Consider the following 19,927-nt stretch of genomic DNA (forward strand, 5'->3'; position numbering starts at 1 on the left):
CCTTTTTTCAACGTCCTTCCTTTTTTGATTTCACTTCGCTGAACCCTCTGTTTCAAATGTGAAATTAATGTCACATATTTTAACATTTCGATGTTAAGCCAATGTAAATCGAGGTAACGTGATTGAAATTGATTATTTCGGTAACGCCGTTACCCGTTTGGTTTTAAAGAAGGACTTATCATGCCTGCATTAGTTAACGACATCGCGTATTCCACCGTCCGGCAGAACATAGACAAACTCATCGATAATCTGGTGAACATCACCGATGAAACCGGAGAATTCTTGCTAAAGCTGGAAGACGGCAGAGTGATAGACACCAAAGGCTGGAATGACTGGGAATGGACCCACGGCATTGGTTTATATGGCTTGCTTAAATATTGGGATATCACCGGCGACGATAAGGCCCGTGAAATTATAGAAGACTGGTTTGCTAACCGCTTTGCAGAAGGCACTCCCACGAAAAACGTCAACACCATGTCGCCGTTCCTGACACTGGCATACATGCAGGAACGCACGGGCAACCGCAGCTACCTGCCGTATCTGGATGTGTGGGCAGAGTGGATCATGGATGGTATTCCACGCACTGAGGAAAATGGTATTCAGCATATTGTTTTCAACTCGGTAAACTACCAGCAAATGTGGGATGACACGCTGATGATGAGTGTTATGCCGCTGGCAAAAATCGGCTTGTTACTCGACCGACCTCACTATGTTGAAGAAGCTAAGCGCCAGTTTATGGTACACACCAAATACCTGGCTGATCGTAAAACCGGACTATGGTTCCACGGCTGGACATTCGACGGCCGTCACAACTTCGCTGACGCACTGTGGGCCCGTGGTAATTGCTGGGTCACCATTGCCATTCCTGAGTTTATAGAGCTGTTGGATCTCCCTGAAACCGACGCACTGCGATTGTTTTTGATTGAAACCCTTGAGGCTCAGGTCAAAGCGCTGGTTGAAACGCAGCATGAAAGCGGTTTGTGGCACACACTGCTGGATGATCCCACTTCTTACCTTGAAGCATCTGCCGCAGCCGGTTTCGCATACGGCATCTTAAAAGCGGTACGCAAAGGCTACATTAGCGATGAATACCGTCCTTGTGCAGAAAAAGCCATTAAAGCTGTGCTTGAAAACATCGATGAAACCGGCGAGTTACAGCAGGTCTCCTTTGGTACGCCGGTGTTTGACACCTTACAGGGCTACAAGGATATTCCGCTGACGTCGATGCCTTACGGCCAGTCCATGGCGATTCTGGCACTCGTTGAGTACATGAACGCATACATCTGATTGATTTAATCAAGGAGGAGCGCACCATGGCACGACGCGAGCTCAAACCGGTAAACTACGTAGCATACGGCCTCAATGATATTCTCGGGGCCGGCTCCATGGCCGTGATAAGTGGCTGGATATTATTTTTCTATACCACATTCTGCGGCTTGTCAGCCGTTCAGGCCGCCAGTATTTTCGCCATCGCCCGTATACTCGATGCAGTGGCGAGCCCGCTTATTGGTCATATTTCTGATGGATTAGGCAATACTAAACTGGGGCGTCGTTTTGGGCGACGCCGGGTATTTCTTATCTTCTCCATTCCTCTGTTACCCAGCTTTGCATTGATGTGGGTAAGTGGTCAGCATTATCTGTACTACCTCGTGACGTATGTCTTCTTCGAGCTGGTCTACGCGGCGGTCATCATTCCTTATGAAACCCTTGCTGCAGAAATGACAGATGACTATAAGAAAAAGGCTAAACTGGCCGGTGCCCGCATCCTGACGGGTCAGGTGTCAGCCATCCTGGCCGGCATTCTGCCAAGCTGGATAGTCAGTGCAGTTGGCGGCAAAGAGTCAGCCTCCACCTTCTTAATCATGGGTGTCATTTTCTCCGTGCTGTTTATGGTGGTTGTGTTCACCGTATGGCTTTTCACCTGGGAACGTGACGTCAAAGAAGTCGGAGAGCAGGAGCTGACCAAAGGCAAAGGCTGGACGGTTTCCGGCACGCTTAAAGCGCTGTACACCAACCTTACCTCCACTATGAAAATCCGTGCCTTCAGGCTGCACCTGGGTATGTATCTGGGTGGTTACATCAGTCAGGACGTATTTAATGCCGTGTTCACGTATTTCGTGGTGTTCGCTATAGGCGGCTCTGTGGTCATTGCATCAGAAATGATGGCCGTAACCTATGTTGCACAGCTCTTTGCCGTCGCAGTCGCAATCCCCATGGTGATGAAATTTGGTCCGGCCCCCAGTTACCGTGTTGCCATTTTGCTTTACATCATTGCCATTGTGTCTCTGGTTGCCATGTACATCACCACCGACAACTTTAACTTCATGTGGCTGATGCTGGGCGTCATTGTTGCCGGATTAGGCCGGGGAGCACTGAACTACATTCCCTGGAACACATACAATTACATGGCTGATGTGGACCAGATTGTGACCGCCCGACGCCGTGAAGGCAGTTTTGCCGGCGTGATGACCTTTATCCGTAAAGCAACCCAGGCCGTTGCAGTGATGTCTGTGGGTATTATTCTGGAAGCCGGCGGCTTTATTTCCGGTGCAGAAACCCAAAGCAACCAGGCCATTTCCACCATCGTCCTGATGCTCGCCATTGGCCCGGTAGTAGTACTTATTTTCGGCTTTTGGGTCTCGACTAAATTTAAGTTATCCAAAGAAACCCACGAAGTGCTGATGAACGAAATTGAGCACTTAAAGCGCGGAGCAACCACACCAACAAGCGAAGAAAACAAAGCCATTGTCGAAGACTTATCAGGCTTCGCTTACCGCGACTTGTGGGGTAATAACACGGTTGGTATTGCACAGGACAACGGTTCGTCAGCGGGGAGTCGTCATGAAAATGCTAATGTGTAGAACATTGCTCACCGCAGTGGTTGCCCTGATGGCCGGGGCTTTGTCTCCGGCAGTCAATGCTGAAGACATTCCTAAATCATGGATTGATAAAGACACCGGCCACCGGGTAATACGCCTGTCAGAAGAACCCGGTTCCCGCTCGCTGTACTTTCATCAAAATGCCTACAGCGCAGATGGCAACAGCATGGTTATTTCGGTGGATAACCCCAGAGGGGTCGCCGTTGTTAACCTAAAAGACGGGTCTGTTAAGCGGCTGTTTGAAGACCCTGACGCGGGCATATTGTTCATGGGCCCTGCCAGCCGTGATGTATATGTGACCCGTATAGAAGGCGCAGGAAGTGGTGAAGTCGTTGCCAAAAATGAGCTGCAACAGCCCACAGAAGTTCTGGCTATCAATATAGACAATGGCCGGGTACGGCATGTTGCCACCGTACCACGGGGAAAAATTCATTCCATCAATAAGGATGAAAACCTGCTCATTGGTGCATTTGCAGAGCGCGAATACAGCATTGAATCCGGTCCCCGCCACGCCCGTTTCGAAGCGCGCTATGAAGCGACCGGTAAAGATGGGAAACCGCTGACCTTTGCAGAAGCCAAAGAAGTGCGCATTAACGAGCGGCTGGAAGCACGTATTCCCATGGAAATGTTTGTGGTGGATACCCAAACCGGCGAACAACGAACTATTCACAAAGCGACTGACTGGCTGAATCACATTCAGTTCTCCCCCGCTGACCCGGACAAAATCATGTTCTGCCATGAAGGCCCCTGGCATAAAGTGGATCGCATCTGGACGATGAATGTGGATGGCAGCCATATTCAAAAAATGCACACCCGCAGCATGAACATGGAAATTGCCGGTCATGAGTTCTTTGACCACAGCGGCAGCCGTATTTTCTACGACTTACAAACGCCCCGCGGGGAAGTGTTCTGGTTAGCCAGTGTCGATCTTTCCTCAGGAGAGCGTACCTGGCGGCACATGCCCCGGGACTACTGGTCAGTGCATTTCAACATTTCCCCCGACGGCAAGCTGTTTGCCGGTGACGGCGGCGATGAAGAAATGGTTGCCAGAGCCAAAGACGGTAAATGGATTTATCTGTTCAGGGATGAACCAATAAACGATGTGGCTGGGATCAGTGCCCCTGATGCAGCGTCATTGATTAAACCGGCAACCTTGCAGGCAGAGCGTCTGGTCAATATGGCTGACCACGACTACCGCCTTGAACCTAACGTTACCTTTACCCCTGATAACAAGTGGGTGGTCTTCCGTTCCAATATGCATGGCCCGGTGCACGTTTACGCCGTAGAAGTGGCCAAAGCACAACAACCTTAAGGAAACCGGTTATGTCTGTTTCATTTGATCTAACGAACAAAACAGCCCTGGTGACAGGCGCGAGCCGTGGAATAGGCCTGGCCCTCGCCACCGGACTTGCAAGTGCAGGCGCCAGAGTGATCTGTGCCAGCAGCCGCGCCGGCGGATGTGACGATACTGTTGCCCAAATCCGCGATAACGGTGGCGAAGCCACCGCATTGTCAGCCAATTTAAGTGACGCTGATGCAACACTGGCCCTCGCTGAAGAAGCGTTATCTGTCTATGGCGGCGTGGATATTCTGCTCAATAACGGCGGAACGATTTTCCGGGCACCGGCTGCTGATTTTCCGCTGGAGAAGTGGCAGGAAGTGATGCGGGTGAATATTGATTCTGCATTTATTTTGTCGCAAGCCATCGGCAAAACCATGGTAGAGCGCCAGTCGGGGAAAATTATCAATATTGCATCGATGCTGAGCTACAGCGGAGGCATTACGGTTCCCGCCTATACCGCCAGCAAACACGCTATTGCCGGTTTAACCAAAGCGCTGGCCAATGAATGGGGCGCGCATAATGTGCAGGTTAATGCCATCGCACCGGGCTACATCCGTACCGACAATACTCAGGCCCTGCAGGATGACGAAAACCGCAGCACTGAAATTCTCAAGCGTATTCCGGCTAACCGCTGGGGCGAGGCGCAGGACTTACAGGGGGCAGCCGTTTTTCTTGCCAGCGCAGCAAGCAATTACATCAACGGACACATTCTGGCCGTGGATGGCGGATTCTTAGCCCGGTAACCCGTACCGGGCGGGATTGGCAGTTCCCTTCCGGCAGCGGATAAAGGTTAGCTACATAGCAAAAAAGGACACAGTTATGACAGAACGATATTTGATACCCAGTGTGGTGCATGCCTGCGAAGTTTTCCGCTTGCTGGCCAGCAGAGATCGCGGCATGACCATGCAGGAACTGGAAGCTGCACTGGATCTGCCAAGAACCACGGTTTTCCGTTTACTGCGTACGCTGGTTGCTGAAGAAATGCTGGAAAAACGCGGCAAAATTTACTTTTGTGGTGCCAATCTGATGCAGTTAGGTCTGCAAATCATTCACTCAGATCGTATGCAGCAAATGGCCATTCCCCATATTCAGCGTCTGGCCCTGCGCACCGGTCATACCGCGCACCTGGCTGTACCGAATCACGGTAAAGCGCTAATTGTAGAAGTGTTCGACAGCCCGAATCCGTTAATGGTATCCAAACGCCCTGGCGTAGAAGCCCAAATGCACTGCTCCTCAACAGGAAAGGTGTTTCTGGCGTTTTTATATTATGACAACCTGGAACTGTTGCTGGCCGAACATCCCATGGAGCAGCATACGCCATTTACTATCACTAACATCGCCGATTTACGCAAAGAGCTTAACCGGGTACGGGCATTAGGTTATGCCGTAGACGAAAGAGAATATAACAAGGACGTACGTTGTGTTGCTGTTCCTGTGCGCAATAGCCTCGGCACCGTAGTGGCATCGGTGGGTATCACCGCACCGGCCGCTGTATTCCCCAAAACAGCCGTGCCTAAAGTGGCTGAAATGGTTAAAGAAGCAGCCAGAGGCATCTATAAAGATGCCTATCAGCTTGAACGGGTAAGCAATTAGGTCGGTGCCTGTGACAGCAGATTCGCTTTTTAATACAACTATGCCACGCTGCCTGCTTGCCGGCGAAGTGATGGTGGAATTATCCCTCGCGGAACCCGGATTATTCAGGCAGAGTTTTGCCGGCGATGTTTACAATACGGCGGTATATCTCAAGCGCTGCCTGCCCGCCTGCGAGGTGAGCATGCTCACCGCTGTGGGATGGGATCCCTTTAGCGTAGCTATGAAACAGGCCATGGTTGAGGAGGGTATCAACACCGGCTTCATACTCACCCATCGCGAAAAAGGGCCCGGACTCTACGCCATTCATACCGACGCCAGCGGAGAAAGAAGCTTTCAGTACTGGCGCAATGACGCAGCAGCAAGGGAGTGGGTAACGCTGTGGCAGCAAACCCTCACCGGCTCAGAACCAACACCTTTACCGCAGGCAGATTTAATTTACCTGAGCGGAATTACACTGGCGGTGCTGGATGAAACCCAACGGGCTTTATTGTTCGACTGGCTGCATCAGGCAAGAGAAAACGGTATCAGAGTAGCATTTGATCCTAACTACCGGCCGCAACTGTGGGCATCTGTTGATGAAGCCGCAGTATGGACCCGCCGGGCTTACCGCATTGCTGATATCGCCTTTCCCGGCATGGATGAACACAAACTGCTTTTCGGTCACAAAGACTGTTTTGATGTGATGGATATTGTGGCTGGCTGGGGCGTGAAAGAAGTTGTTGCGAAGAACGGAACCGACCAGATACGTGTGCTTTTTAATGAAACCATGGTGACCATTCCCGTGACACCGGTAGCCCATGTTGTCGATACCACCTCGGCGGGTGACGGATTTACCGGCGGCTATCTGGCAGCACGTCTCGACGGAAAAAGCGTCCGTCAGGCCGCGCAGCAGGGGGCTGACGTGGCGTCCACCATTATCCGGTTTCCGGGAGCCATTGTGCCGGAACCCGCATTCACTGAGGCATTAAAACGGCTCCGCGACACAGAAACTACTGCCCGTCCGGAAACGGCAGGATAAACCGGGGTTCGTTGCCCCTTGTTATTTACGGAAAAATAAGAAGACCGCACATGCTTGAAAAACAACGGCATCAACTGATCATCAGCGCCCTGGATGAAACCGAATTTCTCAGCGTGAAAGATCTCTGCTCACAGTTAAAATCGTCAGAAGCCACCATCCGCCGGGATTTAGTCAAGCTGGCGGCACTGGACAAAATCCGCAAAATTCGTGGCGGTGCGCAGGTAAAAGAGAATGCGGTACGGGACAGCAAACCCGGGCTGTCTGCCAGCATTTTTGCACAGGACAGAAGCCGTAATGCGAACACTAAGCGGATGATTGCCAAAGCAGCCACCCAGCTCGTTCAGGACGGTGAGGCCATCATTATAAACGGCGGTACATCAACATTTATGATGGCCGAGTTCCTGGCGGACAGAAAACTGAACATCCTGACTAACTCATTCATTCTTGCCCACGAACTGCTGGAAAGCAGCCAGAATCAGGTTGCCCTGCCCGGCGGACAGGTTTACCGCCACCAGAGCATTATTCTCAGCTCGTTTGAAAACGATACTACGCAAAAATACCGGGGCAGCATGATGTTCATGGGGTCGCCCGGCGTCAGCGAATTCGGCATAATGGAAACTGACCCGCTGTTAATTCTCGCAGAGCAGAAACTTCGCAAGCGTGCTGACAAACTGGTGGTACTGGCTGACAGCACCAAAATTGGTGTGAAAGGCAACCTGCTTTTCTGTGGCCTGGAGGAAGTAGACATTGTGATCACCGACAGCCAGGCCAACCCTGAAGCCGTGCAACGTATCAGGCAGCACGGCGTCGATGTCATGATTGTTGAGGCGTGTGGTTAGTACCGCGCCTCCGTGTTTTCCCGCCGCAAGCCCCTCCGCCCAACATTAGTGCAAGTTGCACTCTCCAAGCTCAACATTCAGCTAAATAGCATATTTATTCACCAAAAATTATCTTGTATATATCTATAAAAACTGAAAACCCCGCTGCACTTTAACTGAAATATTAGTAAAGCCATCCTCATAAATACGAAATTCAACGCGATAAATAGGATACTCACACTATACAAAAGTATCAAAGGCAGACTTATTGCACCCGCAACCCTTAAATGTATAGACCTATTAAAATACCACCTGCATAAGGATGCGATAATGAAAGCCACACATGTATATCAGCGGCAGTTCATCATATCCCAATGTGTTTGCCAGTAGCGCTCAACCCGGAACAGTTGGTATAACCGTACGTAAGGACTTTTTCTGACGGACACTCAGGCAATGGCACTACAGTGCGGTTGCCGGATAACAACATTAAAAAAGGAACAAATATGACTTTTTCCAACGGGGCGTTTTTTACAACAAAGCCCGTTAAATCCTTTAGAAAGCTGGCTTTGGGTTTGATGATCAGTGGCCTGCTTGGCACCTCTGCGCCGGTACTGGCACAAAACGATGCCATACCGGCTCCGGTTGATGTGCTGGGGCACGCGCCGGGTGATGATTTTTATCTGGCGAATTACGAAGATTCACTGAAGTATTTTCATGCGCTGGCAGACAGCACGGATAAAATGCAGATGTTCACGGCGGGTAAAACCACGCAAGGTAAAACCTTCGAATACGCCATCATCTCCACACCGGAAAACCTGGCGAAGTGGGAAGAGTATAAAGCCATTTCCCGCAGGCTGGCTGACTCCAGAGATCTGACGGATGAGGAAGCCCGGAAACTGGCTGCCACGTCAAAAATTATCGTTCATATTGATGGCGGCATGCACGCCTCTGAAGTGGCTGACCATCAGCTCCCTATCAAACTGGCTCATACCATGGTGACCCCGGGCGACCCGAAAATCAGCCGCATCCTTGACGATGTGATTCTGGTTTTATGGCCAACACTGAACCCGGACGGACAGGACATGGTGGTTGACTGGTATCGCCAGAACACCGGAACAGAGCACGAAACCAGCCCCATGCCGTGGTTGTATCAGGAGTACGTCGGCCACGACAACAACCGCGACGGCTATATGCTAAATATGACAGAAAGCCGCTCTGTCACCGCTCAGGTTCAGGAGAATGCGCCGGCGATTTTCTATTCCCAGCACCAGAAAGCGCCCTTCCCTGCCCGGATTTGGGTACCGCCGTTTTCAGATCCTATTTCAGAAAATATCGACCCGCTGGTACGACACTGGACCAGCCTGATTGGCATGCACATGATTGGCGAGTTCGAGCACCAGCAGTTACCGGGAGCTATCGCGCAGGCCCGGTTTGATAACTGGTTCCCGGGCTTTCTGGATTACACCCACGCCTTCCGCCACACTATTTCCTATTTCACGGAAACGGCTCTTCACCTTTACGCCACGCCCTGGGAATACGATGCCAAAGACTTTCCGGATAACCGCAAAGATCTGAAGCCTCAGGTGATGTATCCATCTCCGTGGAAAGGCGGCAAATGGACGCTGGGTGATGCCGTACACTATATGGAAGTGGCCTCACTTTCTACGCTGGATACTGCATCACGCTACCGCGAGCAAATCTTGTATGACCGCTATCAGTCAGGTCGCGATACCGTCGCCCGTTTTAAAGAAGAAGGGCCTTTTGCCTGGATAATTCCGGCTCAGCAACACGATTTATCAGAGGCCGGTGAACTGGTTGAAGTCATGCTGCGCCAGCAGATTGAAGTGTATCAGGTAAGCAAATCCGCTACATTTGGCGACACCAAAGTCGCTGCAGGCAGCTGGGTTATCCCCATGGATCAGCCGTTCGCCGGACTGGTACAGGAGTTGTTTGAACGTCAAACGTATCCCGCTACCTTTGTTGATAAAGACGGCCTTCCGGAAAATCTGCCCTACGATGCCACAGGCTGGACATTACCCCTGCAAATGGGTGTGGATACAGTAGCGCTGACATCCAAACTGTCTGACCGCGACAAGAAGAAACTGAAAGCTGTTACAACAGCAGATCTGCCTTCCGGCATTGAAGGCCGCGGTAATGTATTTGTTGCTCCTCATAATCAGAATGCCAGCTTCGCTCTCATTAATGCAGCCCTTGCAAAAGGTGCTTCGGTAAGCCGCGGAATGCATGACAAGCAACCCGCATTCTTTATTTCAGGGATAGACAAAGACAGCGCTGAAGCGCTGGCCACAGCCCACGATGTTACTCTGCAAGGCACTTCCCGCGCACCTGAAAATGCGCAGGCAGTAGAGACGGCGAGAGTTGGACTCTACCGTCCGTGGAAACCGTCTATGGATGAAGGCTGGACCCGCTGGATATTTGAGCAGTACGGTTACAACCCGGTTACCCTGTACAACGACGATATGAAAGCCGGAGATTTACTGTCGAAAATTGATGTACTGGTACTGCCGGACATCGATTTAAGCTGGATCACCGAGGGCTTCAGTGCGCCTAAGAGCGACAGCTGGTATAACCGTACAGGTGGTGCCACAGAGGATCCTGTACCGGCAAAATATGCCGGAGGCATTGGTTCAGAAGGTGCACAGGCATTACGGGATTTTGTTGCCCGTGGCGGTAAACTCATTGCCTTCAACCAGGCGTCTGATGCCGCTATCAGCTTACTGGGACTGCCGGTAAAAAATGTCCTCGCCGGTGTGGGCAGCGACGTTTTCTACTGTGCCGGTGCGCTGGTACAAACCGAACTGAACAAAGAAGCTGACAGTGCAGCAACACTGGGTCTGCCGGATGCCCCGGTAGTGATGTTCTCTCATGGTCCTGCCTTTGATACATTACCCGGCTTTGACGGCACCATATTGTCTTCCTATCCTGAAGAAGGTGACGTATTGCTGAGTGGTGTGTTGCTGCACCCTGAAGCGATAAATGGCAAAGCGGCTGCTATGGAAGTGAATTACGGTGACGGCGAGGTGTACCTGCTGGGCTTCCAGCCTCAATGGCGCGCCCAGTCACACGGCACGTACAAGTTTATCTTCAACAACCTGTACAAGTAACGCCACAACGCATAACTATGCAACCGGCTCTGTCGACGACTGAGCCGGTATTTTTGTTCCCTTTCTCAAATTATGTCTATACAATAAATCTATCATCCCCCGAATGGTAGCTACCATGACATCACAAACTGCTTCGCTTTCTGACTATACCCTTTTCGCCCGTCGTGTATTGCTCCCTGACGGCTGGCATCAGGATCAGCGAATCAGTATTGCCGGCGGGAAAGTAAGTCATATCACACCAGCAAGCCCTGAACCTTCAGATCGTGTGATTGATGTGCTGCTTCCCGGCATGCCAAACCTGCACAGTCACGCGTTTCAAAGAGGGATGGCAGGGCTTGCAGAAGTGAAAGGACCGGGCGCAGATTCGTTCTGGACCTGGCGGCAGGTCATGTACCGCTTTCTGGAAAAACTCACACCGGACGACCTTACAGCAATTGCCACCCTTGCATACATTGAAATGCTGGAGAGCGGGTTTACCCGTGTTGGCGAATTTCATTACCTTCACCATACGCCTGATGGAAAACCGTACGGCCAGCCCGCCGCCATGAGTGATGCCATCATCGATGCTGCCATCAGTACCGGCATCAACCTGACAATGCTTCCGGTTTTCTATGCGCACAGTGGTTTCGGCGGTCAGGCACCTGAAGCCACACAGCAACGCTTCATTCACAGCACTGACGACTTCGGTAAACTCTATGAACATATTGAACGCCGGCTGCTGACTACAGACGGTGCCGTAACCGGCGTAGCCCCTCACAGTTTACGGGCGGTGACCGGAGAAGAGCTGCAGTTTTTAACGTCGCTGGGAAACGGACCGGTTCACATTCACATTGCAGAGCAAATGAAAGAGGTGAACAGTTGTCTGGCCCATTACGGCGCCCGTCCCGTTCAGTGGCTGCTGGACAATCAGCCCGTTAATGCGCGCTGGTGTCTGGTGCATGCTACTCACCTGGATGACGCCGAAATTTCCGGTATTGCACGTTCACAGGCAGTCGCCGGGTTGTGCCCTGTTACCGAAGCCAATCTGGGCGATGGTCTTTTTCCGCTTAACCCGTTCCTGGAAGCCGGCGGCCGCATTGGTGTGGGTTCAGACTCCAACGTAAAAATTGATGCACCGGAAGAGTTACGTCTGCTGGAATATGGTCAGCGCCTGCAACTGCAAAACCGGAATGTAAGCCAGCGCCATGCAGGTGAACGCTGTGGTCAGTCTTTGTGGCAACAAAGCGTTGCCGGCGGCGCTCAGGCACTCGGCACGGCTCCCGGATTGCAACCCGGGAGCCGTGCCGATATGGTTTCTTTGAAAATCAGCGGGTTACCCGATATGCTAAGGTCTCACGATAATATTATCGAGCAACTGGTTTTCTGTCACAATAAAGACCTGATTGACTGTGTGTGGGTAAATGGCCGGCTTACAGTAAAAGAAGGCCGTCATGCCGGCAGAGAACACGCGCAACGCGCCTTCATTAAGACCATTAACAGAGTATTTCAGTAATGCCGCCAGAACCGCAGGAAAAAGGGGTCAAAGATACGCTGCACCAGACAATCTGCAACGACATTCGTCAGCAGATCCTCTCGGGCACCTGGCCTCCGGGTTACAAAATCCCTTTTGAGCATGAACTTGTTGAGAACTACGGGTGTTCCCGTATGACGGTAAACAAAGCCATTACCTCTCTGGTAGATGAAGGATTGATTCACCGCCGCCGTCGCGCCGGCTCTTTTGTGGCGCGTCCGAAAATTCAGTCTGTCATTGTGGATATTCCTGATATACAAACTGAAATCGCTAACCGGGGGCAGCCATACGGCTTCTCTCTGTTATCACGGCGCAAACGCACCGCGCAGAAACGGAAAGCGGAAGAACTGGAACTGGGTGCTGACAATCCGTTACTGGAATTACGCTGTCTTCATCTGGCAAGTAACCGGCCCTTTGCACTGGAAATGCGTCTCATCAACCTGAATGCCGTCCCTGAGGCTGAAGGCATCACGTTTGAGGATGTGTCGCCGGGTCACTGGCTGCTTGAACATGTAGCCTGGAGTAAAGCCCAGCACCGTATCTCTGCCATTTCAGCCAATGCAGAACAGGCTGAAGCGCTGGGTATTGAAGAAGGTACAGCATGCCTGTTACTGGAGCGTCAGACATGGCGTGGCGGCGAAGGGATCACTTACGTAAGACAGTTATTTCCGGGCGATGCCTATAATCTTCTCGCCCGTTTCTCACCCGCTTTCGGTTAACCGCAGCCACGCTTTATAAAGGCTGCGGCTTCCTGCTATAGCAACATGGCAGCAACCCAACCGCCTGCCAGCAAGGGTAAATTGTAGTGTAAGAAGGTAGGTACAACCGTGTCCCAGATATGGTTGTGCTGACCGTCTGCATTGAGTCCGGCAGTGGGTCCCAAAGTGGAATCTGAAGCCGGAGAGCCCGCATCGCCCAGTGCACCTGCCGTGCCCACCAGCGTGACAATGGCCAGCGGACTAAAACCCAGTTGCAAGGCCAGCGGCACAAAAATCGCGGCGATAATCGGGACAGTGGAAAAAGAAGAGCCCACGCCAAGGGTGATCACCAGACCCACCACTAACATCATCAGCGCGCCTAACGCCTTGCTGTTGTCAATCAACGCCGCACTGGTATCAACCAGAGACTGAATATCTCCGGTTGCACGCATCACTGCCGCGAACCCGGACGCTGTGATCATGATAAAGCCCACGTTGGCCATCATCTTCATGCCTTCAACAAAAACATCATCGGCCTGCTTCCAGCGGATAACCCCGCTGATACTGAAGATCACAAAGCCCACCAGTGCACCAAGCACCATAGAGTCAAACATCAGTTGCACCACAAATGCAGTAATCACGGCAACACCTGACACCGCCAGTGAACGGCCGCTGTATTTCACCTCTGTATGCTCAGCCCGTTTCAGCTTTTTATCACTGTATTCCCGCGGTTTGCGGTAGCTGATAAACACAGCAACCAGTAAACCGGCCAGCATGCCAAGGGCAGGCAATGCCATGGCCCGGATGACAGATACACCGGACACATCAGCACCGCTTTCCTGCAGATTTACCAGCAGAATGTCATTCAGATAAATGGAACCGAACCCCACCGGCAGAAACATGTACGGGGTGATCAAACCAAACGTCAGCACGCAGGCAATGGCCCGGCGGTCCAGCTTCAGCTTTTGCGTGACCAGCAGCAGAGGCGGTACCAGCAAAGGAATAAAGGCAATATGAATTGGAATGAGGTTTTGCGAGCATACCGCCATCACTAACAAAGCAGCCATTACGCCATAACGGATATTCCGTGCCAGCGCGGGATTTTCCCCCTGCTTCTTATCAAGTTTTTTCAGCACCTGCCCGGCCAGCAGATCAGGAATACCCGAGCGGGAAATTGCCACCGCAAAGGCCCCCAGAAAAGCATACGACAGTGCTACCGTCGCGCCTGCACCCAGTCCGCTGTTGAAGTTATTCAGCGTGCCTAAGGTACCCAAGCCACTGAGCAGGCCACCCGCAAACGTCGCGATAATAAGCGCTATAACTACGTGCACCCGCGCCAGACTTAGCGCCAGCATTATGCACACCGCAATCAACACTGAATTCATGCTTACCTCTTATGTCTATACTTATATTAATGATGACAGGCAATTTTATTTTTATTGTTCTGTTATATCGGGGGCTGGCAATAAATACAAGACGTAACATAGATATTGCGGTGAAATGGATAAATATTTGGATTTATATGACTATACATATTAAAAATTGTTGGCTATATTAAATTGAAATAGCGTCCACAGAGACAAGCGCATGAAGCAACAAGCTGAAAAGATTTGGGTGAATGCAAGGCTGGTAACCATGACCGATCCCGCCGCCCCTCTGGCGATAACAGAATACGGTGCGGTCGCGATGGCTGATGGCAAAATTCTGGCCGCCGGTCCTGCTGCCGCCGTCACTGCGCAGTATCAGTCTGACCAGGTTATTGACTTACAGGGCCTGCTGGTAACACCCGGCCTCATCGACTGTCATACCCATCTGGTGTATGCAGGCAGCCGTGCCAATGAATTTGAAGCCAGGCTGGAAGGGACCAGTTATGCTGACATCGCCGCACAAGGTGGCGGCATTATGTCTACGCTCACCTCAACCCGCGCCGCATCAGAACAAACCCTGCTGGATGAAACCCTGCCCCGGCTCGACAGTCTGCTTGCACAGGGTGTGACGACGGTAGAGATAAAATCAGGTTACGGACAGGATATTGAGTCTGAACTTAAGCAGTTACGGGTTGCACGGTCACTGGCGCAGCACCGGGCAGTGTCAGTCTCCCCCACACTGCTGGCCGCGCATGTGGTACCGCCGGAATTTAAAGGCCGCGCTGACGACTATGTGTCGTATGTATGTGAACAGCTGTTCCCGGCTGCACTGGCAGATGGCAACATTGATGCAGTGGACGCATTTTGTGAGCACATTGCCTTTACGCCACAGCAAACCAGCCGGATTTTCGACACTGCCAAACAGGCCGGGATCAAGGTAAAACTTCATGCCGGACAACTGTCAGACAATGGCAGCGTGTCGCTGGCAGCAAACTATCAGGCACTGTCTGCCGACCACATTGAATTTGCCACCGCGAAAGACGTGGAAGCCATGGCCGCTTCCGGCACCGTAGCTGTGCTGCTGCCAGGCGCCTTTTACTGTTTGAGAGAAACGCAGAAGCCACCGGTTGAATTACTCAGACAACACAATGTTCCGATGGCTGTTGCTACAGATGCCAATCCCGGTACGTCACCGGTAACGTCTCCACTTCTTATCATGAACATGGCTTGTACCCTTTTCGGACTTACCGTTGCGGAAGCCTTCAGTGGTATGACACTTCATGCCGCCGCTGCGTTGGGTCAGCAATCTCAGACCGGCAGTCTGGAAGCCGGAAAGTACTGCGACCTTGCCTGTTGGGACGCACCGTCACCAGCACACCTTATTTATCAAATCGGACTTAATCCCTTACGTCGCCGAATCTTCAGAGGACTGGAAAAATGACAACAATAATAATGCAACCTGGTCAGGTATCACTTAAAGACTGGCGTACGATTTACGAAGGTGCACCGGCTGTTCTGCACGAAGATGCTCTACCCCGGGTGATTGCCTCAGAACAGGCAGTACAGCGCATTATCGCCCGCAACAAACCGGTATACGGTATTAATACCGGCTTCGGAAAACTGGCGAATGTGCGTATTCCTGATGATCAGCTGGCACAACTGCAGCACAACATCGTCATTTCTCATGCTGCCGGCGTGGGTGAGCCGGCTCCGGTTAACGTTATCCGTTTGATGATGGCGCTTAAACTGGCCAGCCTGGGACACGGCGCATCCGGTGTGAAGCTGGAAACGGTTAAACTGCTGGAAGCTTTCCTTAATAAAGGGATCACTCCGGTTGTACCGGAAAAAGGCTCAGTCGGGGCATCCGGCGATCTTGCGCCTTTATCGCATATGACTATGGCGCTCATCGGACTGGGCGATGTGCTGGTCAACGGCAAACAAATGCCTGCCGCTGACGCCATGGCTAAAGCTTCACTCACTCCGCTCAGCCTCGGACCGAAGGAAGGTCTGGCGCTCCTCAATGGTACCCAATACTCTACGGCTCAGGCCCTTGCAGGACTGTTCGCCGCACAACATGGCTTCGCCACCGCACTTATTACCGGTGCCATGTCTACCGATGCGGCCAAAGGTTCAACCGCCCCGATGGATCCACGCATTCACGCCTTGCGTTGTCACCAGGGTCAAATCACCGTAGCTGCAGCGCTGCGTGAGCTTCTGGAAGGCAGTACAATCCGTGACTCTCATCTGCAATGCGAGAAAGTGCAGGACCCTTACTGTCTTCGCTGTCAGCCCCAGGTCATGGGTGCCGCTTTTGACTTACTGAATCAGGCCGCCACCACCCTGCTTACTGAAGCCAATGGTGTGTCAGATAACCCCCTTATTTTCAGTGATACGGATGAAGCCCTGTCAGGAGGAAACTTTCACGCCGAACCGGTTGCCTTTGCAGCCGATATGATTGCCATGGCCGTGTGCGAAACCGGTTCACTGAGCGAGCGGCGTATTGCCATGCTGGTTGACCCGGCGCTGTCAGGTCTGCCGGCATTTTTAACGCCCCGTCCGGGCCTGAATTCAGGCTTTATGATCCCGCAGGTTACTGCAGCGGCCCTGGTATCTGAAAACAAACAACAGGCATTCCCGGCCAGTGTGGACTCCATCCCCACCAGCGCGAATCAGGAAGATCATGTTTCAATGGCCGCGCACGGTGCACGCAGACTGGCTGGAATGAACACTAATCTGCAGCATATTCTGGCCATAGAATTGTTGATCGCTGTGCAAGGCATCGATTTACATGGTGACATGAAAACCAGTCCTCATCTGGAAACCGTCAGACAAACACTGCGCAGTGAAGTCCCTATGTTGCAGGATGACCGCTACATGGCAAAAGACATGGCAGCCGCCTTTGCGCTCGTAGCAGGCTCAGACCTCACAGGACCGGTCGCAGAGATTTTTAACCCGGCGCAGTCCGGCGGAGCGTCAGCATGAGTAGTAACTGGCTGGAGATCAGCGAGGGCAATGCGCCCCTTGTGCTGAGTATCCCTCATACCGGGCTGACCATACCGGATGAAATAGCACAACAGCTGCAATGCGATAAAGAAACGGCACTGGCTGACACAGACTGGTGGGTAGACAAACTATACAGTTTCGCGCCTGAACTCGGTATTACCGTGGTGCGCAGCCATATTTCCCGCACGGTTATCGATTTAAACCGGGACCCGTCCGGCGTATCGCTTTATCCGGGCCAGACCACCACACAACTTTGCCCGCAGGAACGTTTTGACGGCGTTCCGTTTTATCCCGCACCGCTTTCTGAAGAAGAAACGGAATACCGTAAAGCCACGTGGTTTGTGCCCTATCACAACGCACTGTCCCACCAGCTGAACCGGCTTAAGCGTCAGCACGGGCAGGTCGTCCTGTTTGATGCCCATTCCATCCGTTCGCTGTGTCCCCGTTTATTTGAAGGTGAATTACCGGGCCTGAATCTGGGTACAAACACAGATAAAAGTTGCCACAGCGACTACGCCACCATTGCATTTTCTGCGCTGCAAAGCAGCGTACATTCTGCGGTAAGCAATGGTCGCTTCAAAGGCGGCTGGATCACCCGTCACTACGGCAATCCGGGACAAGGTATTCATGCACTGCAACTGGAAATCGCCCAGCGCTGCTACCTGCGTGAGCCGGCAGAACCCGGCCGGCCTGAATACGATGCAGCTTCTGCTGCTCCGCTTCAAAACGAATTAAAACAGTTACTCTCCCGGCTGATTGACCGGGCAAAATCCTGAGGAAAGATCATGACAACATCCCGAGTAATCCGTGCCCCGAGAGGCAGTGAACTGAACGCTAAAAGCTGGCTGACCGAAGCGCCCCTGCGTATGTTGATGAACAACCTGGACCCGGAAGTGGCAGAGCGTCCCGAAGATCTGGTGGTTTACGGCGGTATTGGTAAAGCAGCCAGAAACTGGGAATGTTTCGACAAGATTGTCGATACGCTTAAAAACCTGAATGACGATGAAACACTGCTGGTGCAGTCAGGGAAGCCGGTGGGAGTGTTCCCCACCCACGAAAATGCGCCGCGGGTACTGATTGCCAATTCCAATCTTGTTCCTCACTGGGCGAACTGGGACACCTTTAACGAACTCGATAAAAAAGGACTCATGATGTACGGCCAGATGACCGCCGGCTCATGGATTTACATCGGCTCTCAGGGCATTGTTCAGGGCACCTATGAAACCTTCGTCGAAGCCGGCCGCCAGCATTTCAACGGCGATCTGGCAGGACGCTGGATCCTGACTGCCGGACTGGGCGGTATGGGCGGTGCACAGCCTTTAGCGGCCACCATGGCCGGTGCCTCCATGCTCGCTATTGAGTGCGATGCTACCCGCATTGATATGCGCCTGCGCACCCGCTATCTGGACGAAAAGGCAGAGACACTGGATGAAGCTCTGGCCATCCTTGAGCGGGCAAAAGAAAACGGTAAACCGGTATCGGTAGGCCTGTTAGGAAATGCAGCGGAAGTACTGCCGGAAATGGTTAAGCGTGGCATTAAGCCGGATATGGTTACCGACCAGACATCAGCCCACGACCCGGTTAACGGCTACCTGCCTGCGGGATGGACGCTGGAAGAATGGCGTGAGAAACAGGTGAGCGACCCGGCAGCAGTGACTGCAGCAGCGAAAGTGTCTATGGCAGAACATGTAAAAGCGATGCTGGCCTTTGATGATATGGGTATCCCTACCTTTGATTACGGTAATAACATCCGTCAGGTGGCTTTGCAGGAAGGTGTAACCAATGCCTTTAACTTCCCGGGATTTGTACCCGCTTATATTCGTCCGCGCTTTTGTGAAGGTGTAGGACCATTCCGCTGGGTTGCCCTGTCAGGCGACCCGGAAGATATTTACAAAACCGATGCCAAAGTAAAAGAGCTGCTGCCTGATGACGCTTCATTGCACAACTGGCTGGATATGGCGCAGGAACGGATCAGCTTCCAGGGTTTACCGGCACGCATTTGCTGGGTGGGACTGGGCGACCGTCACCGTCTCGGACTGGCGTTCAACGAAATGTACCGTAACGGCGAACTTAAAGCGCCGGTGGTTATTGGCCGTGATCACCTGGACAGCGGTTCTGTGTCGAGCCCGAACCGTGAAACCGAAGCCATGATGGACGGTTCGGATGCGGTTTCCGACTGGCCGCTGCTCAATGCCATGCTGAATACAGCGGGCGGTGCCACCTGGGTATCGCTGCATCATGGTGGTGGTGTGGGCATGGGCTTCAGCCAGCATTCAGGTGTTGTGATTGTATGTGACGGTACTGAAGAGGCTGACAAGCGCATTAGCCGTGTACTCTGGAATGACCCGGCCACCGGCGTGATGCGTCATGCTGATGCAGGTTACGAACTGGCACAGAAATGTGCGCAGAAACACGACCTGAATCTGCCTATGCTTAAATAACCGTTAAGCCTTCCGTAATGCGGAAGGCTAATTTTACAGATAGCAGCAATTTACACCCTGTTTTTTGTACAAACGCGCCTGTTGGTGGTTTAATAGGCGCACGTTTTTCCAACCAGCTTATCAAAAATGCGCG

Annotated in this window: 15 protein-coding genes; 14 read left to right on the forward strand and 1 reads right to left on the reverse strand. The window is 52.2% G+C overall.

Annotated features, from left to right (window positions below):
- Nucleotides 1–180 precede the first annotated feature (180 nt).
- The 10 genes from bglB (at nt 181) to hutC (ending at nt 13,004) form a co-directional block, all read left to right on the forward strand.
- Complete coding sequence (bglB, locus tag ACXAGC_RS00635) at nt 181–1,287, forward strand: beta-galactosidase BglB (RefSeq protein ID WP_303572053.1); 1,107 nt, start codon at nt 181–183, stop codon at nt 1,285–1,287.
- Nucleotides 1,288–1,313: 26 nt separating this feature from the next.
- Entirely contained in the window at nt 1,314–2,861 is a 1,548-nt protein-coding gene (locus ACXAGC_RS00640) for an MFS transporter (protein ID WP_474841510.1), read from the forward strand.
- Nucleotides 2,854–4,191, forward strand: coding sequence for an oligogalacturonate lyase family protein (locus ACXAGC_RS00645; protein WP_474841512.1), 1,338 nt, complete (start codon nt 2,854–2,856; stop codon nt 4,189–4,191). Before ACXAGC_RS00640 ends, ACXAGC_RS00645 begins: the two co-directional genes overlap by 8 nt.
- A gap of 11 nt (nt 4,192–4,202) precedes the next feature.
- A complete protein-coding gene (locus ACXAGC_RS00650; RefSeq protein ID WP_474841514.1) occupies nt 4,203–4,964 on the forward strand; it encodes a glucose 1-dehydrogenase in 762 nt (253 codons plus the stop codon).
- A gap of 76 nt (nt 4,965–5,040) precedes the next feature.
- On the forward strand, nt 5,041–5,814 hold the full coding sequence (locus ACXAGC_RS00655) for an IclR family transcriptional regulator (RefSeq protein ID WP_119502766.1): 774 nt from the start codon (nt 5,041–5,043) through the stop codon (nt 5,812–5,814).
- A 10-nt stretch (nt 5,815–5,824) separates the two neighbouring features.
- Nucleotides 5,825–6,832 (forward strand): sugar kinase, encoded by a 1,008-nt coding sequence (locus tag ACXAGC_RS00660; protein WP_474841515.1) that lies wholly within the window; start codon nt 5,825–5,827, stop codon nt 6,830–6,832.
- A gap of 50 nt (nt 6,833–6,882) precedes the next feature.
- On the forward strand, nt 6,883–7,671 hold the full coding sequence (locus ACXAGC_RS00665; RefSeq protein ID WP_119502768.1) for a DeoR/GlpR family DNA-binding transcription regulator: 789 nt from the start codon (nt 6,883–6,885) through the stop codon (nt 7,669–7,671).
- Between the two features lie 482 nt (nt 7,672–8,153).
- Nucleotides 8,154–10,775, forward strand: a complete 2,622-nt coding sequence (locus tag ACXAGC_RS00670; protein WP_474841518.1) for a M14 family metallopeptidase — start codon at nt 8,154–8,156, stop codon at nt 10,773–10,775.
- A 115-nt stretch (nt 10,776–10,890) separates the two neighbouring features.
- Nucleotides 10,891–12,267 carry a formimidoylglutamate deiminase gene (locus ACXAGC_RS00675; protein WP_474841520.1) on the forward strand — a complete coding sequence of 459 codons (1,377 nt, stop codon included), beginning with the start codon at nt 10,891–10,893 and terminating at the stop codon, nt 12,265–12,267.
- Nucleotides 12,267–13,004: a histidine utilization repressor gene (gene hutC / locus ACXAGC_RS00680; protein ID WP_474841522.1), complete on the forward strand. Its 738-nt coding sequence runs from the start codon at nt 12,267–12,269 to the stop codon at nt 13,002–13,004. The genes ACXAGC_RS00675 and hutC overlap by 1 nt, the downstream gene beginning before the upstream one ends.
- Nucleotides 13,005–13,039: 35 nt before the next feature.
- On the opposite strand, the gene ACXAGC_RS00685 is transcribed toward hutC, so the two are convergent.
- Nucleotides 13,040–14,368 carry a Na+/H+ antiporter family protein gene (locus tag ACXAGC_RS00685; RefSeq protein WP_474841524.1) on the reverse strand — a complete coding sequence of 443 codons (1,329 nt, stop codon included), beginning with the start codon at nt 14,366–14,368 and terminating at the stop codon, nt 13,040–13,042.
- A gap of 202 nt (nt 14,369–14,570) precedes the next feature.
- On the opposite strand from ACXAGC_RS00685, the gene hutI reads away from it, so the two are divergent.
- Genes hutI through hutU form a run of 4 tightly spaced genes read left to right on the forward strand, consistent with a single transcriptional unit; the run spans nt 14,571 to nt 19,794 of the window.
- Entirely contained in the window at nt 14,571–15,791 is a 1,221-nt protein-coding gene (gene hutI, locus ACXAGC_RS00690; protein WP_474841526.1) for an imidazolonepropionase, read from the forward strand.
- A complete protein-coding gene (gene hutH, locus ACXAGC_RS00695) occupies nt 15,788–17,332 on the forward strand; it encodes a histidine ammonia-lyase (protein WP_474841528.1) in 1,545 nt (514 codons plus the stop codon). Before hutI ends, hutH begins: the two co-directional genes overlap by 4 nt.
- A complete protein-coding gene (gene hutG / locus ACXAGC_RS00700) occupies nt 17,329–18,129 on the forward strand; it encodes an N-formylglutamate deformylase (protein WP_474841530.1) in 801 nt (266 codons plus the stop codon). Before hutH ends, hutG begins: the two co-directional genes overlap by 4 nt.
- Nucleotides 18,130–18,138: 9 nt before the next feature.
- Nucleotides 18,139–19,794 carry a urocanate hydratase gene (hutU, locus tag ACXAGC_RS00705; RefSeq protein ID WP_474841532.1) on the forward strand — a complete coding sequence of 552 codons (1,656 nt, stop codon included), beginning with the start codon at nt 18,139–18,141 and terminating at the stop codon, nt 19,792–19,794.
- The last annotated feature ends 133 nt before the right edge of the window (nt 19,795–19,927 follow it).

This window comes from Alteromonas sp. AWJ4_197 (genome assembly GCF_056160285.1).

Bases quoted from the DNA above. Each gene is read 5' to 3' on its own strand.
- ACXAGC_RS00655 (WP_119502766.1), top strand. From the start codon at position 5,041: ATGACAGAACGATATTTGATACCCAGTGTGGTGCATGCCTGCGAAGTT.
- ACXAGC_RS00670 (WP_474841518.1), top strand. From the start codon at position 8,154: ATGACTTTTTCCAACGGGGCGTTTTTTACAACAAAGCCCGTTAAATCC.
- ACXAGC_RS00640 (WP_474841510.1), top strand. From the start codon at position 1,314: ATGGCACGACGCGAGCTCAAACCGGTAAACTACGTAGCATACGGCCTC.
- hutH (WP_474841528.1), top strand. From the start codon at position 15,788: ATGACAACAATAATAATGCAACCTGGTCAGGTATCACTTAAAGACTGG.
- hutC (WP_474841522.1), top strand. From the start codon at position 12,267: ATGCCGCCAGAACCGCAGGAAAAAGGGGTCAAAGATACGCTGCACCAG.
- hutG (WP_474841530.1), top strand. From the start codon at position 17,329: ATGAGTAGTAACTGGCTGGAGATCAGCGAGGGCAATGCGCCCCTTGTG.
- ACXAGC_RS00685 (WP_474841524.1), bottom strand. From the start codon at position 14,368: ATGAATTCAGTGTTGATTGCGGTGTGCATAATGCTGGCGCTAAGTCTG.
- ACXAGC_RS00645 (WP_474841512.1), top strand. From the start codon at position 2,854: ATGTGTAGAACATTGCTCACCGCAGTGGTTGCCCTGATGGCCGGGGCT.
- ACXAGC_RS00665 (WP_119502768.1), top strand. From the start codon at position 6,883: ATGCTTGAAAAACAACGGCATCAACTGATCATCAGCGCCCTGGATGAA.
- ACXAGC_RS00675 (WP_474841520.1), top strand. From the start codon at position 10,891: ATGACATCACAAACTGCTTCGCTTTCTGACTATACCCTTTTCGCCCGT.
- hutU (WP_474841532.1), top strand. From the start codon at position 18,139: ATGACAACATCCCGAGTAATCCGTGCCCCGAGAGGCAGTGAACTGAAC.
- hutI (WP_474841526.1), top strand. From the start codon at position 14,571: ATGAAGCAACAAGCTGAAAAGATTTGGGTGAATGCAAGGCTGGTAACC.
- bglB (WP_303572053.1), top strand. From the start codon at position 181: ATGCCTGCATTAGTTAACGACATCGCGTATTCCACCGTCCGGCAGAAC.
- ACXAGC_RS00650 (WP_474841514.1), top strand. From the start codon at position 4,203: ATGTCTGTTTCATTTGATCTAACGAACAAAACAGCCCTGGTGACAGGC.